Source organism: Streptomyces sp. NPDC030814, from assembly GCF_055572155.1.
Genome location: NZ_JBVIDX010000022.1, coordinates 33,010 through 48,312, shown reverse-complemented (window position 1 = coordinate 48,312; position 15,303 = coordinate 33,010). Strand labels below are relative to the sequence as shown.

9 protein-coding genes and 1 pseudogene are annotated in these 15,303 nt (G+C 64.3%); 5 read left to right on the top strand and 5 right to left on the bottom strand.

Going from position 1 to position 15,303, the window contains the following annotated elements; genetic code table 11:
* Positions 1–51 precede the first annotated feature (51 nt).
* Both ACZ43N_RS32950 and ACZ43N_RS32945 read right to left on the bottom strand, forming a co-directional pair.
* Positions 52–3,156: a restriction endonuclease gene (locus ACZ43N_RS32950; protein WP_468102709.1), complete on the bottom strand. Its 3,105-nt coding sequence runs from the start codon at positions 3,154–3,156 to the stop codon at positions 52–54.
* 866 nt (positions 3,157–4,022) lie between these two features.
* Positions 4,023–5,060, bottom strand: coding sequence for a hypothetical protein (locus ACZ43N_RS32945; protein ID WP_468102708.1), 1,038 nt, complete (start codon positions 5,058–5,060; stop codon positions 4,023–4,025).
* Between the two features lie 354 nt (positions 5,061–5,414).
* Between ACZ43N_RS32945 and ACZ43N_RS32940 the strand changes: the two genes are divergently transcribed.
* From ACZ43N_RS32940 to ACZ43N_RS32920, 5 genes are read left to right on the top strand one after another with little or no spacing between them, the layout of a single operon-like run.
* A complete protein-coding gene (locus tag ACZ43N_RS32940; protein ID WP_468102707.1) occupies positions 5,415–7,997 on the top strand; it encodes a Z1 domain-containing protein in 2,583 nt (860 codons plus the stop codon).
* Complete coding sequence (locus ACZ43N_RS32935; protein ID WP_468102706.1) at positions 7,994–9,010, top strand: PD-(D/E)XK motif protein; 1,017 nt, start codon at positions 7,994–7,996, stop codon at positions 9,008–9,010. The genes ACZ43N_RS32940 and ACZ43N_RS32935 overlap by 4 nt, the downstream gene beginning before the upstream one ends.
* On the top strand, positions 9,007–10,845 hold the full coding sequence (locus tag ACZ43N_RS32930; RefSeq protein WP_468102705.1) for a hypothetical protein: 1,839 nt from the start codon (positions 9,007–9,009) through the stop codon (positions 10,843–10,845). Before ACZ43N_RS32935 ends, ACZ43N_RS32930 begins: the two co-directional genes overlap by 4 nt.
* Positions 10,845–11,765: a hypothetical protein gene (locus ACZ43N_RS32925; protein WP_468102704.1), complete on the top strand. Its 921-nt coding sequence runs from the start codon at positions 10,845–10,847 to the stop codon at positions 11,763–11,765. The genes ACZ43N_RS32930 and ACZ43N_RS32925 overlap by 1 nt, the downstream gene beginning before the upstream one ends.
* The gene (locus ACZ43N_RS32920) at positions 11,762–12,532 is read left to right on the top strand and encodes a DUF6339 family protein (protein ID WP_468102703.1); all 771 of its coding nucleotides are present in this window, start codon (positions 11,762–11,764) and stop codon (positions 12,530–12,532) included. The genes ACZ43N_RS32925 and ACZ43N_RS32920 overlap by 4 nt, the downstream gene beginning before the upstream one ends.
* A gap of 285 nt (positions 12,533–12,817) precedes the next feature.
* Here ACZ43N_RS32920 and ACZ43N_RS32915 read toward each other — a convergent pair whose 3' ends face one another.
* From ACZ43N_RS32915 to ACZ43N_RS32905, 3 genes and pseudogenes are all read right to left on the bottom strand, one after another.
* Positions 12,818–13,453, bottom strand: coding sequence for a hypothetical protein (locus tag ACZ43N_RS32915; protein ID WP_468102702.1), 636 nt, complete (start codon positions 13,451–13,453; stop codon positions 12,818–12,820).
* Positions 13,454–13,697: 244 nt separating this feature from the next.
* A pseudogene (locus ACZ43N_RS32910) lies at positions 13,698–14,187 on the bottom strand (DUF4265 domain-containing protein).
* A gap of 720 nt (positions 14,188–14,907) precedes the next feature.
* A complete protein-coding gene (locus ACZ43N_RS32905; protein WP_468102701.1) occupies positions 14,908–15,222 on the bottom strand; it encodes a hypothetical protein in 315 nt (104 codons plus the stop codon).
* Positions 15,223–15,303 lie beyond the last annotated feature (81 nt).

Sequence of the window (15,303 nt, the reverse complement as noted above, 5' to 3'; positions counted from 1 at the left end):
CACCAGCGGCGCCGTCTGGATCCGCTGCTTGATGGAATCTCGGCAGGCGCATCAAAAAAGCGTAGGCCAATTGACTGCTTTCCGAAGGGACTTCGCCCAGGCATTGTCGCTGAACCCATCCCGCTCCAGGTCAGCCAGATACATCAAGACCTCTTCATCCGTAAAGAAATCCCGAGCAAAGTAAGAAACCTTTATGGCAGCTTTCTTGCATGCGATTACCTGGTCGTCAAGATCGCCTTGTAGATCGACTGCACTGCTGACGAAAGCCATCAATTCAGGCGAGGGGGAGAACTCCTCGCGATCGAATCTGACCCCTTCCGGTGGTAGGTCACCAATAGCCCATAGAAGGAATTCACCGGTCAGCTCGTCTTGGCTGCTCAAGAATTTCTCCACCAGCGCCGCGAGCAGGTCTCTGACTTCCGTCCGCGACAAGTGGCAGCATGAAACTGCCCAGGATAGAGCCCAAGCCAAGGGCAATGTCTCTTCTCTGGTCAATTCGCCTATAATAGACTGACTCAGGTGCGGCTTGAGCAAGTTTGCCATTTTCCTCGCCACGCTACGATTGCGCGCCTGTTCCGCGGTGGCTGGACTAGAGGACGGTCGGGCGTGAAAGCAAGCTTGCATGGCGCTGAAAGCCGCCATGGATCGGGTCCGCACATCGGGACTTTGGAGATCCGTGATGATGGATTCAATGTCATCGCCTGAGTAGATTACCCGATCGTTGATTTCCGCAAGGACGGAAGCGTACTTGTGGCCGTTCTCGTCAAATCGGCTAAAGCCTTCCCATGCGACATCCGCGAGCAGTTCAGAAAATTTGCTTGAGGAGAGTGCGCGAGCGACACCATCTCCGTCATCGGAATGTGTTATAAGAGTGTCCAGCGCTTCCTGTGCCAGCACAGGTGGGATAGGGGCCCCGTCGCTTATGCAATGAAGTAGATTCGCGTACAGTGGCGATTCCCATATATCGTCATACCCTTCACCGTCTGCGAAGCCACCCATGCCCGAGACCGGATCGGTCTCTTTCAGTAGGTCGACCATCTTCCGGACTATTTCTTTCGCGTGCCGGATTCCTCCCATCACGGTCGCCAGCGGAATCACTTCGGTCCAGGAGGAATCATTCAGATAGGGTTCGATCACCTGAAGGACGTCATCGCATCGATCACGGTCGGGGTGCCACGACTCGACCGCCGCAAGGGCGGCCAAGTACTCTTGGAAAGTAAGGTGCTTGAACTCGTAAAGAGGTCTCATTTGGCCGTCTTCGAGTACACTGCCATTCCGAATTACCAGACTGCTCCGCTCCTCGACTCGCTCGATGAATTTGGCGGCGGAAATTCTAGCGAATCCAAGAATCTCGGGTAGCTCGCGACGTGCTTTATTGAACATGTCACGCAATTCCCTTGCCGACACTGACTGCTTCTTGAGGGTCAGCATGGAGAATGCTGCGAAAGCTAGCTGTGGGATCGCCTCTTCTGGGTCGATTGGTTCATGCCCCGCAGTGTTCCAGGTCATGAGGAGTACTTCAATTGCCTTGCCGTACAGGACGCTACGCTTCGTAGGAATCTCTCCGAGCCAGCGTTTCACAAGCAGAAGAGTTGTGAGCAGAAGAGGGTTGATGGCCAGCTCGCGGACTCGCGGGTTGCGCACGATCGATACATAGGTTTCTTCGGCAAGTCTTTTCGACTCTCCGCTTTGCCCGCCAAGAACCTCTCGTTGCCATGAATTGCACAGTCGCAAGATATCGTGATCAGAGAGGTCAGCGATTTTATACAGCGAGCAGACAGGGGCAACCGCACCTGCAACAGCTCGAAAACCAGCTTCGCGGGAAGTTGTTATGACCCGTACCATTGGGTACGTCCCGATGAACGTACGCAGTTGACACGAGAAGGCGATGCGATCGCTCTCATCGTTGATCTCATCCAACCCATCGATCAGGATGAGAGCATCTCCTGATTCCAGTTTAGAGCGCACAAGCTCCTCAAACGCCTTCACCATTTCTGGACGCTCAGCCTGCTCGATCAGCCGACCGAGCGTTTTTACGATTGGATCCCGAACTTGAGATCCTAGCTGGCGACAGCGCAAGAAGACTGGAAAGAAGTCCTGTCGTGGCAGATGGTCATCCACTTCCCCGTGTCTTTGCGGGTCAGCGTATGCCGTGGCAAGCCGCTTCAAGAGAGTAGTTTTGCCGCTGCCGGGAGGTGCAAGAATTGCTACGTGCTTGGACCCCTTCAACATTCGCGACACCGGATCTCTCCGTGAAGACCAGGGGCGCATCTTGGAGGGTGACTGGTCTCGACTCTCTGAGTCTAAACCGGTGGCTGCATCCATTCCTGCGGAGTAGTGCAAGTGTTGTGGGACATAGAGCGACTCCAAATCGAACCTGCGAGATCCCACTTCGCGGTCGACCGGGAGGCCCTCTAGGGTGATTGCACCGAATTCGCGCAGCAGATAGTTCCGGTAATGGGTGGCGACTTCGGTCGCCTCGGTCGACGGAGCTACATCGCTGGCGGAAGACAGGTGTGTAAGGCCGTCGAAGATACCGGTATAAGCTTGGTCATCCTGCTTTACCCTGTTGGCGAGATTGCTAGCCAGCCCGTGGCCGTCTGCATGGATCAGTGTGTAATGGGTTTCCTCACCTTCTCTGGCGAAGAAAAAAGCCCAAAGCCAGCCAATGTCATGTGCCACCAGCAAGGCGCGATTGGTCAGCACGGTCCCGGGAGGCATCTCCCTTGCTGCGTCCCGCGCAGCAAATATCGCTTGCTCTTTGGAAGCGATTACCCTACCTCTGACGAGCTCTGACGCTATATCGGCCCCACTGAGTAGCGATATCCTATTTCCTGCTTCGCTCTCTTGTTCCAGAGCCGGGGCAGTGAAGCCGGACAGAGAAATAAAATATGGAGTTACCGTGAACGGGGTTCGAGTCGCCTCAACCTGTACTGCGCCAGCAAACTTATTGACGTCTGCTCCTCCGATGGGCCGGTTGGTCGCCTTACATTCGGCCAGCAGCTCTCGTGGCTCTGTGCGGTGACGTCCCTTGATATCGATCTCGCGACCAGTACGGTTGACGTCGAGTCGAAAGTCTTCGTACCCCAGGGCATGGAACAGATCGCACATCAATCTACTGAAAAGGTCGCCGCGCAGATTATTGTCGGCTGCCATGACAACGACAGTGTCGTCGCGCATACGCCCCCCAAGCGTCATCGTCCGTACTCTGTGCCTCGTCAGTCGCTCGAGTAAGGATGTCAGGTACCAGGCCGGGCGGGGGCCCGACTGGTCACATGCAGCCAGGGCCGATCGTCTGCACCTCCCGTCCCGGAGCAACGCAGACTGACAGTCGCACGGCCGGGGCAAGCCATGCTCAGGCTCCTTCGAGCGTTTTGCGGGTTTCCACGGCGTGCGAGGCAGATGCGGTGAAGGGGCGGATCGAGGCCGACCCCGAGATGACGGAGCTACCGTCGGCCGCCGAGATCATGGGGGGCGCTGAGCGTCTTCCGCGCTCTCCAGGCTGACGGCACTTCATCGCCCTCGGGTTGGAGCTGGCACGGTTGTGGCACGAACCTCAGCCGACGACAGTCAGCCACGACGGAGGGCGCGTCGACCGCGTGTGCCTCGCTGCACCCCTACCCGCCTCAGCCACGCTGCCATGCCGTCGTCCAGAGCAAGTCGCGCCGGCGGAAGCGTAGTGGTGAGACCTTGGGTGATGACCTCTTCGTCCCGAAGTCTCGGCTCCGTGGTCATTGTGGTCAGGTGAGCTGGTCAATGGGTCGTTGTGGGGTGTTGGCGGTCGCACTGCGGTCTCGGGGTTGCTGTACTTCGCTGCTGTACTGCAGCGGTTCCGGAGGGCCCATATGCATCAGCCCTTCAAGAGAAGTTCAGGGTGAGTCAGCAGATTTACAGCGGGCTCCGCCCATCACCTGCGAGGTGGAGTTGTGCCTGCAATCGAGGTTGTCGGGGGACACATGGGGGAAGTTCACTCATCGAGCGAGCGCAGCAGGGCGCCTGTCGTCGTGACAGTCGCATGGCAGTCATGAGGCCATGCGTCCCGTATGGCGAAGGACAAGGGAGATAGCAGAGACAAGCCGCACGAAGAGATAGTCGATAGCGGCGTCCGTAGGAACGTCCTCCTTGTCGTGCTCGTGATGCCGGATGGTGAAACCGTTGCCGATCGCCGTCAGAGTCTTGAACTCCGCTTCTAGCAGCTCGCGGAACGGCTCAGAGCCGGAGGCGGCGCTTGTGAGCAGTTGACTGACTGATGACTTCTTGAGAGTGCCGCCGCCAAGTTCCAGCGTCTTGAGCCGTTCGAAAGCGTCCCAGAGCTTCTCAAGAGCGTCCTGCCGGTCGGCCGAATCTCTGGAGAAGAAGCGCTCCATGGCGTCCTTGAGCTTGCTGTCTAGCTGGGGGTCGCCGGTCGAGGGTCTGAAGTTGGAGATCAACGGACGCACCTCAGGCGGTCCGAGGCGCCGGACACGCAAATCCTCACCGACCGTGTATGCGATGCCGTTCCTCGCGAAGAGCAGATCGATGTCGTGCCGCAGTTGTTCCTGTCCTGGCGTCAGCTCGGTGTCATAGAAATAGTCGTGCTGCTGGAAGGAGTAGTGGGTGTGATCAAAGTTCCACTTATGGGATGAACGGTGGGTCGGCTGGTCGATATGGAGGGCAACGAAGTCAATTAGATCCAGTGCGGTAGCCGTGTCAGGTACCTTGTCGGGATCCAGCGGGGATCTCGGGGGCTGCGCCGCGTGGGACTCTGCGGAGGGCCAGCCGGCAGCAGTCTCCGCGGGCTTGCCGTCCTGACCTGGATCAGGCGCCACGGAGGGTTCGACCAGGTCAGGAACATGGGCTGTGAGGGAACGGAGGAACTTCTCCTCGTCCGTACCGGTGACAGTGTTGCGGCCGGGGTCGTCAGGGCAGGCGTATAGGGGAAAGGCCCGCGCGAGTGAGCCGTCGTCAATACGCTGCTCGATCAGTGCGGTCAGTCCAGCCCACGTTTCGGCGGAGATGGTCTCGCTGACGCGTGCCTTACCAAGTCCCGCACGGTCGGAGTAGAAGGCGCTCTCGGTCACGCAACTTAGCCTGGCAGGGGACCACGGCCTTCTCAAACTGGGTTTTGAAACGGGGCGGCAGCCACCCTTCGAACAGGCCCAGCCGGTCGGGGCGGTCGTGCCTGTCAGACCTCAATGAACGGCTGCGGGAACTCGGCCAGCTCATCGACGTTTCCTCGTACTGACGGGCGAGGAGCCGATAGCACCGCCTTCACACCCCCTCACCACTTGCCCCTACCAACCCTTGGCCCGGACGGACGCCACGGCGCATGGAACGCACCGACCCAGGGGCCGTCCTCTGCGGGAAACAGCCCCGAGTCCCTGGAGCCCCCCAAGTACGCATGTGTGTCAGCAGGTTGCCCTAGAGTCTGATCCGTGGATGACTTCTTCGACGTCTTTGCAGCTCAGGCTCAGCGCAATGGTCTGGAGCAGACGGTGCTCAAGTTCCAGAAGCGGTTCGACCCGGACGAGATCGAGGGCTACGTCCGGGAGTTCCAAAGGCGTGCGGAATCGGTCCGGGTGGGATACCCGCCGAAGATCCTTGCCGCGCCAGGGATGAAGCCCTGGTACCCGGGGCCGTTGGCGGATGATCCCTATTGGGTGCCGTACGCCGAGTTCCTGCGACAGGACGGCTGGCCCACGGATCGCCTGGAGGTGCTGGACGAGGCCTCCTCGAAGATCATCGCGTACACCAACGACCCCTCGCACGCGACGTTCTTGACGAAGGGCCTGGTCGTCGGGCACGTGCAGTCGGGCAAGACGACGAACTACACGGCGGTGATCGCGAAGGCAGCCGACGTGGGGTACCGGTTGATCATCGTGCTGTCCGGCATTCACAACGGGTTGCGCCGGCAGACCCAGGAGCGGTTGGCCGAGCAACTGTTGGCCCGCAAGGACGACGGGTGGTTCACCCTGACGTCCGCAGAGGCGGACTTTGAGGAGCAGAACTCCAAGGCGGCCGCGTATCTGCATCAAAGCGGCACCGGGGTGACTCTGTGCGTGGTGAAGAAGAACCACAAACGGCTGCAGCGGTTGATCGAGTGGCTCAGGCCTGCGGTCAAGGCCGGGACGTTCGCCGACCTGCCGGTGCTGATCGTCGACGACGAGGCCGACCAGGCGAGCGTGGACACCCCCATCATCAATCCGCAGATCCGCCAGTTGCTCGACCTGTTCGACAAGCGGACCTACCTGGGCTACACCGCCACCCCCTTCGCCAACGTCCTCATCGACCCCTCGGCCGGTGATCTGTACCCGGAGACGTTCATCCTCAGCCTGCCCCAGCCGGACGGGTACTTCGGCGCCGAGAAGATCTTCGGCCGGGAGGCGGTCGAGGGCGAGGCGATGGGCAGTGATCTCGACGGCCACGACATGATCCGCATCGTTCCCACCGCCACGGTCGACCGGCTGCGGCCTCGCCGGCGGGCAGACACCGCTGGCTTCGTCCCGACCATGACCGACGAACTGACCGCGGCGGTGCACTACTTCTGGCTGGCCACCGCGGCCCGCCGCTGCCGCGGGGACCACGAGCACTCCACCATGCTCGTGCATCCCAGCATGCAGACGGTGGTGCACGAGGCCTACCGGGAGCCGCTGAAGCGGATGCGCCAGGCCATGGTCGACGCCCTGGAGCAGGACGACGAGGATGTGGTGGGAGGGTTGCGCCAGCAGTGGGAGGAGGAGAGCCGCAAGGTTCCCGCCGCTCAATTCGGCAATCGTTTCGTCCCCTTCGACGAACTGCGCGAGCACCTGCCCGGCATCGTGGCGCAGACCGATGTGGTCCTCGACAACCACCGCAGCCGCGACCGGTTGGACTACTCCGGGCCCGAGCCGGTGGTGGCGATTGCGGTGGGTGGCAACACCCTCTCGCGGGGCTTGACGCTCGAGGGGCTGGTGGTGAGCTTCTTCGTCCGTTCGGCCCGCACCTACGACACGCTGCTGCAGATGGGCCGCTGGTTCGGGTTCCGTCCCGGCTACGAGGACCTGCCCCGGATCTGGATGACGCAGCAGCTCAAGGAGTACTTCCGGCATCTGGCGACGGTCGAGCACGAAATTCGCCTGGACATCAGGCGTTATGAGGAGGACGACATCCCGCCCGGCGAGGTGGGGGTGCGCATCCGCACGCACCCGGTGCTGAACGTGACGGCGAAGATGGGGCGGGCCCGGACGGCATACGCCTCCTACGGCGGTCGCCGGGTGCAGACCCGTTACTTCCCCGAGGACGAGCGGGAGTGGCTGGCCGGCAACCTGCGCGCGGCTCGCACCCTGGTCGGCGACGCGCTCCGCGACGGCGCGGCGCTGGACGACCGCGGCTCCGGGGAGGTGCTTTTGCGTGACGTGGACGTGCGTCACGTCCTGCACTTCCTGGATAGCTATCGGGTGCACGAGGACTCGCCGGACCTCGAGCCGCGTCTGATCCGCGCCTACATTGAGACCGAGAACCGGCGTTCGCCGCAGAGCCTGCTCAGTTGGACCGTCGCCGTCATGGGCGGCCCCGCCGCGGACGCCCGGCACGTGGTGGAGCTCGACGAGCGAGTGCGGGTCGGCACCATCAACCGGTCCAAGTTGAAGGATAGCGGCGGTGTGAAGGCCGACATTAAGACGCTGATGACGAAGGAGCACCGGGTCGTCGACATGGACGTGCCCGCGGCCGAGGCACGGCGCCGGTCCGAGGCGGGCCTCGTGGCGCTGCGCAACGACCACCCGGACTTCCAGGATCGGGGTCTGCTCCTGCTGTATCCGATCGCCAAGGACTCCCCGCCCGACGAGGCCAACCGGGACACCCGTCGGCCGCTTCAGGCCGTAGAGCACGTCGTCGGCGCCGCCTTCGTTTTCCCCGGCAACTCCAAGGACACGGTCCCCAACCGGTACGTGCAGGTGGGCGTCGATCACCAGGCGGTCGATGACGCGGAGTACGACGACCAGGCCAACGCCCTCGACGACGAGGCGGACGACGCATGAGCGGCGCGGACACCGACTGGCGGCGCGAGCTGCGGTTCACCTGGCCGGTGGTGGGGGCGAGGCGGATAGCCGGCGAGCACATGACGATGGCGCCGATCGGCCTGGCCGTGACGGCGGGCGAGGTGCAGGTGGGGCTGGACGCCCGGGGGGATCGCCATTTGCTGCTGCCCGTCGCCCGCCCGGAGGAGGTGCACGAGGACCTGCGCTCGGCCCACGTGCGGCTCAAGCGGGACAGTCTGCGGGTCGAGGGCCGGGTGCAGCACTACGCGGACCTGGTGTGCCACCGCACGGACCTGGGCGACCTCTTCGACGACGTGGTCAGCGAGGTCCTGCAGCGCCTGGCCGAGGACGGCGGCGCTCCCGCGCAGACCTGCCGGCAGACCCTGGACGCCTGGCGGGAGATGTTCCAGGGCCGCGGAGGGCGGCTGGCGACCTCCGAACAGCGCGGTTTGTTCGGAGAGTTGACCGTGCTGGAGCACGTCCTGCACGGCGATGCATTCCTGCGGCCCACCCAGATCTGGACCGGGCCCGACCGGCTGCCCCACGACTTCCGCCTGCCCGGCACCTGGGATGTGGAGGTCAAGACGCTGGGTCGGGGCGGCTCCACCGTGGAGATCCACGGTCTGGACCAGCTGGCCCTTCCGCCCGGTGGCCGGTTGACGCTGGTCCTGGTCCGCCTGGTTGAGGACGCGTCCGGCACGTCGCTGCCCGAGCTCGCCGAGCGTGTGGTGGCCGCGGCCGCCGACTCCCGCGGCGTGATCGAGCAATTGGCCAAGGCCGGATACAGCACGGCGGACGCGGATCTATACGCTGGCGCGCGCTACGGCCAGCCTCAGCTGCTCGGGCTCGCCGTCGACGCCGCCTTCCCCGCACTGACACCGGCCGACCTGCGCGGCCCCCTGGCGCCCGGCATCGACGCCGTCCACTACACCCTGGACGTGGCTGACCGACTGCCCGACGCCTTCGACCACGAACAGGTCGTGGCCCAGCTCCAGGGACGGTCGACGCCATGAATGCTCCCGTGTGGTGGGCCCAGCCTTCCGCCCCGGAGGGGGCCTCCGACGCGGAGGGCATCCGCAAACAGCTCGGCCGCCCCGACCTGGATCCCCTGCAGGTCCTGGTGCGGGAGGCCGCGCAGAACACGTGGGACGCCCGACTGGGCACCGGGGAGGTCGGTTTCGATCTAGCGCTCGCCCGACCGGGCAAGACCGGTCTAGCGCCCTGGATCGATGCCCTGTTGCCGGTGTTCGGCGACGACACGTCGCTGGGCCTGGCCGCAGTGCTGCACGACCCCGACACCGTGCTGATGACCATCAGCGACCGCGGCACCGGCGGTCTGGGCGGCCCACTGCGGGGCGACCGCGTGTACCACGGCAGTACAGACTTCGTGGGACTGGTCCGCGACATCGGCCGCACCAACCGCCGCGCGCACAGCGGAGGGACATACGGATTCGGCAAAGGCGTGCTGTTTACCACCAGCGCGGCCGGCACCGTCCTGGTGCGCACCCGATGCCGGTGGCAGGACCGCGTCCAGACCCGCCTGATCGCCGCTGCGCTGGGAACAGGCTTCGACCACGCCGAGCGCCGTTACACCGGCCGCCACTGGTGGGGACGCATCGCCGGGGACAACATCCCCGACCCGCTGCTGGACGAAGATGCCGACGCCGTCGCCGACGCCCTGGGTCTGCCGGAACGCGCTGGCGACGAACTGGGCACCGACATCGTGATCGTGGGTGCCCGGCTCGGCTCAAACACCACCGTGGAGGCTGACGAACCCGAGCGCCCCCGCACGATGGAGGAAGCCGCCCAATTCCTTGGCTCCGCCATGCTCTGGGAACTGTGGCCCGTGATGATCGACAACGCCCCGGGCGCCCCGCGCATGCGCTGCCGCGTCAGCGTCGATGGCCGGCCGCTGGACCTGCCCGACCCGGACCGGGTCCCCCGGCTGCAACCGTTCATCCGCGCCCATCGCAGCGCCCACACCGACGGGCGTCACGTGCGCAGCAGGAATCCCGCCGTCGACCTCGGCCGCTTCGCCCTCGAGGCGTTCATGACACCGGTGCGCCCTCACTGGACGGACGTAGCCGCCCCATCCGAGGGGCCCATGCACCACTGCGCCCTGATGCGGCAGGCGGGCCTCGTGGTGCACTACAGACCGGGCCCCCAACTCCCCGACACCGACGTCTCCTACGGCGCGGTCTTCCGCACCGCGGTGGGCGTGGACGACGCCTTCGCTGCCGCCGAACCGCCCACCCACGACGCCTGGGTGCCCAAGAACATGCCCGACCCAGACGCCAGGAAGCTGGTGCGCTCGGCGCTGCGCACGATCGACAACCGCATGCGCGAGTACGCCCTCGCCGAACCCGAACGGGTGTCGGCCGCGGGCCCCCAACCGCCGTTGGGCGCCCTGTCCCATCGCTTCGCTTCCCTGGTGCCCACCGGCAGCGGCCAGGGCGCCGACCATCCGCCCCCCGCCCCAGGGCGGCCAGGGGGCGGGGGAACGGGCAGTCTACTGCGCACCCTCACCCCGCCCCGACTCGTCGAGATCGACGGCGCCTTCTACGTCATCACCGATATCACCGTCTCCTCGGCCGCCGCACCCATCCGCGTCCTGGCGATGGCTTCAGTGGCCCTGGACCACGGCAGCGAGAACGATCCACCGGCCGGCGCGATCGGCCCGGAGGTGCTCGGCTTCCGCAGCCTCGACGCGGCGGAGATGCGCGAGGGCGACGTTCTGACCCTCACCGCTGCCGACCGACGCGACTGGCTCGTGATGGTGCGCCCCGTCGCGGGCGCTGCCACGCGAGTCCGCATCAGCGCCCACTTCGTGCAGGAAGGTGCCCGCTGATGGCACACGACGTCATGCCCTTCCTGCAGCCCGCCCCCCAGGTCCTGACGTGCGGACCCTGGCAGATCGACGACACCGAGGGCACCCGAGAGCTGCCCGCGCTGCTGCCGGACTGGGACCCCCAGGCCGACCTCGCCCTTTCCCGTCACGTCACCGTCGACCACCCGCGGGCGCTGGCCGACTGCAGGTTGCCCGCCGACACCCCGCTCGCCCTAGTCGTCGACTGGCACTCCTCAGCCGCGCACTACACGGGATCGGCGTTCCGCCGCCTCGTGGTCGACGCGACGACCCTGACCGTGCAGATCAAACTGTCGGGCACCGACCTCGGCGGCACCCTCGTGATCCACACACGCCTTGTGCTCGCCGACGACGTCCCCCGCCCCGAGGCGGCGCCCCCCTTCACCCCCCGCCACGCCGGGGAGATCCTGTGCGAGCAGAGCGCAGAAGTCCGCCTGGAGGGCGGCGCCTCCCGCTTCCCGATCTCTGTGATCGACTTCGCGCTGCACGGCTTCGACGAGGACGCCCGATGGGCGCTGGGCCTGCCCGACGACCCCGCCGTCCCTGTCGCCGGCGGCATCCGCCTCTACCTCAACCGGACCGACACCGAACTGGTCACCGCCGCCACCCGAGCAGCAGCCCCCACCTCGACGCAGCGCCGTCTGCTCGAGACGATGTACGACGACGTCGCCCGCCAACTGGTGGAAGCTTGCCTGCGCCCCGCCTGGCGCGACGCCGTCACCGACGCGGCTGACGAACCTGGCAGCCTGGCCGAAAGCCTGACGGTATTGGTCTCCAATCTGTTCCACGGCGCGTCACTGCAAACCGTGGCTACCTGGCGCGAGGCCGAACCCACCGTTTTCGCCGCTGCCCTGCAGGGCGCCCTGCGCCGCCAGCATCAAATGCGCCGGGAGACGCCATGAGCCTGCTGTATCCACGGATCACCCCCGCCGAGGCCACGACGCTCCTGGCCCACTACACGACTCTGACCCCACAGGACATCAAGAACCACGCTGGCCACTCCGCCACCGCTTTCTACGGCACCACCGGCGGCACCCCCGTTACCCCAGCCCACCTCGACCATCTCGCCGACACCCTGCGCGACTGTGCACGGCGCGCCGGTCAGCCGACCCCGCCCGCTGACCACAACAAGATCCTCTTCGACCGCGCCGCGGCTAAAGCCCTGCACACCACGATGGACATCACCCCCGCCGAGGCCGGCCAAGGCGACATGTGGACCTACCTCGCCACCTGCCTCGTCCCCGACGTCACCGCCTGGCGGTTCGGTACCCGCACCCCCGAACGCTGGATCGGGACCGGCCTCGTCCGTCACACCCTCGCCCGCCTGTGGTGGCAGGCCCATGCCCTCGCCGAGACCCGCGACGGCGCCACCCACTACGACCTGCTCGACCGACTCACCGAGTCTGACCTCAACCAGATCTTCGAACGCCGCACCATCGGCGGCACACCACCCCTCGCCCGCGCCCTCGCCCGCGAACTAACCGCCCCCTACCTCACCACCCTGCCGGTCCCCCGCCGCGCCATCGTCCGCGACACCACCAAACGCCTACGCCGCCTCCTGCCCTACACCTCCTTCACCTCCCTCGATGAAACCGTCATCCAAAACAGAATCCACACCCTCATCACCCAATCCATCCAAGCTCTCCAACACGCCAGCACTCACCCCTGACACCACCCGCCAAAAACCACTGCGACATCGGTGCCCAATCCTCTGAACTGCTCAAGGGAGCACTGTCGGCAGACTTACTGTGGGCCGACTTGAGTCCTCTGACCACTCCAATCCGTCGGTCCTAGTTCCCTCTGGGGGACGTATGGGGGAATCGGCGACGTGGAGCCCCACAATAGTGAGCACCGCTTTAGGAGTTCGATCCGAGCCCGCTCCGGCTGCGGTAGGCAACTGGTGCGGCGATTGCACGGAGACGCTGGCGTACGCCCCCGTTCGTAGCCGTTGATGTCAGGTATGGATGTCAGCAGCCTGCTGAGCCCCAGCTCTCCCTGGGTCGGTCACCGACGCTTCTGGTCGGCCTTTTTGCAGCCGATCGAGTAGCGAGCTCTGTTGGGCCTTCAGTGACTCGAAGGAATCCTGTAGGTACTTGGACAACTTCGCGTCCTGAAAGTTGCCGGCGATCGATACATGATCGTCGTACTGGACGGAGTCGAACCCGTCTTCCTGCCAGCGGGCGACGATGGGTTCATAGCAGGCCACATGCGCGCACAGCTCCTTGAGGGAGTCGTGGATCGTGTTTTCAATTAGCAAGTCGGCATGCGTGACGATCGTCTCGACCATGCGTCGGTTGAGCGGCATGAATACCGTTGACATCCATAAGCGCCAGGTGGCGGCCCACTCCGCGGTGGCGGGGACCGACCGAACCCACTTCGTCCTATAGCGGGCATCGAACGTCTCCCAGGCCTGGTTCAGGGCCTCAGACTGCGCATAGAGCGGACCGTAGAGCTCGCTGAGTTGGCGGTTGACCCGGTCCAGATGATCTTTACGGCGCGTCAGACGCAGACTTGTCAGGTAGGTCGCAACGTAACCCGTGGCGGCCACAACGACGGTAACCACCAATGGGACCACAACATTCAACTGCACAGGCCAAGAAGCTACCCAAAGGTGAATGGATATGCACGAAACGCAGCCCTGGCGCGGTCACCTCAAAGCAGCGCGGCCCTGTCTTCTTGCCCTGGGTGTTGTCGGGGATCTTGGGGAGCTGGGTTTTTGCTGGTCGGGGGCGGTGGGGCCGTGCGCCTGGTGGTCGTCGTTGGTCGTCATTGGCCACTGATGAGCGGCCTCGGACGGCCCAGGGACGGCCCAGCCGTGGATTACATGAACGGCCTCAGCCGACGGAGGCAGCCCGCCACTGAGCGGTGATGCACACCTCTTCCATGTCCCACCACTCCTTGGCCACGCCATGGTTGAGCAGCTTCTGTACTTTGGAGAGATCGGCCGTGGGTGGGACGTCTAGGGCGCCCACCCATGCCGAACCGCTCTATACCGTCGCCGCTGACTCCAAGTTCGTGAAACGCGTTGATCACGCTCTGCCGTGCGGCTCCCGAGCCGCCGTCCCGGATCACAATGAGGCGGATGGTGCAGTTCTCCGAACGCCGAACCACCTCGCCGGCCCATCGCACGCCTTCCTCGTCGGGCTCGATGGCCACGATGTCCCCGCAGGCGATGCCTCGGACGAACCAGGGGATGTTGTCGAGCCGCGCGCTGCCATCGCCCTGGTCGACCGCCCACAGACTCTCCACCGACGCCGGAAGCCAGTCGTCCTCGACCTCAAGCCGGAAGTGCACCTTCACGTACGGGCCCTCGGGGTTCGTCATGGTGCCCAGGATGCATAGCCCTGCCGAGCTGGCTGCAGGTGGGTGACGTCTACTCAAGCCAATACGCGTTCGTCTGGGCCTCAGCCGACGACAGTCAGCCACGACGGCGGGGACGCCAGCCGGATCACGCGAGCGTGTGCCTCGCTGCACCCCCGCCGGCCTCAGCCACGCTATTGGTGCGTCGACCAGAGCAAGCCGCGACGGCCGGCCCGCGACGACGGTGCGAGCCTTCAGCTTGGGAAGCTGGCGCCATACCTTGCGACGTGAGGCGTGGGCGGCGTTCGCATCGAGCGTGCATGAGGCCACCACGGCTGCTTCTGGCCTGGTTGCTAAGGCCGAGCCGCATGAGGACTTTGAGGGGCTGAAAAATGCTGGTATGGCTGCGAGTCGTGCTGTCCAGTTTCGTACTCAGTAGTCGAGTTGGAAGGCCCTGTGCATGTAGCGGAGCTGGCCGCGCGTGTCCGTGAGGGAACTGATGCTGTCCTCCTGCGAGCTGCACGTGTCGAACGGGCGAATGGTGTCTTGCGCGCTATAGAGAACGGCCAGGGGCCAGATGGCGCCGATTTGGATGACGCCACGGCTGCGCGGGACACTCTTCACGATCTACGTATAGCGGCACGAGCCCAAGCGGAAGGTGGCACCTACCCATTAGGGCTGCGGGTGCACGCAGCACTGTGGGTGAATTATACGAGGCAAGACCGAGGAAGGATGTAAGATGCCTTACATGTCACGTCCCTTTTCCTGCAGGGGATATGCAGAGTCTGCGATATCCTGAGCCTCACTATCAACGGCCTCCTGGGTTGACAGATGACTGCCATACCTAGCGGCAAGCTCAGAAATACTTCGCGAAACCAGATTGCGTTCTCTTTGATGTTCGGCATCTGTCATGTCCCAAAGTGAATTGGTAGACGCTCCTGCTGTGGGTAGATCGCCGGATGGTGGATAATCGAGCGGCAGTTCGTAAGCATCCTGAAATGCCTTGAGTCGATTCTTCAGAACTTGCTCTTGCACGCTCTTCTTGTCTTTTTCACTCATCCCCTCCCACCCCCTTCTACACTTATTGAAAAAGTCGACCGACGGTAATGAGATCTTTCCCCTCCTAGAGCCCCTATTGCA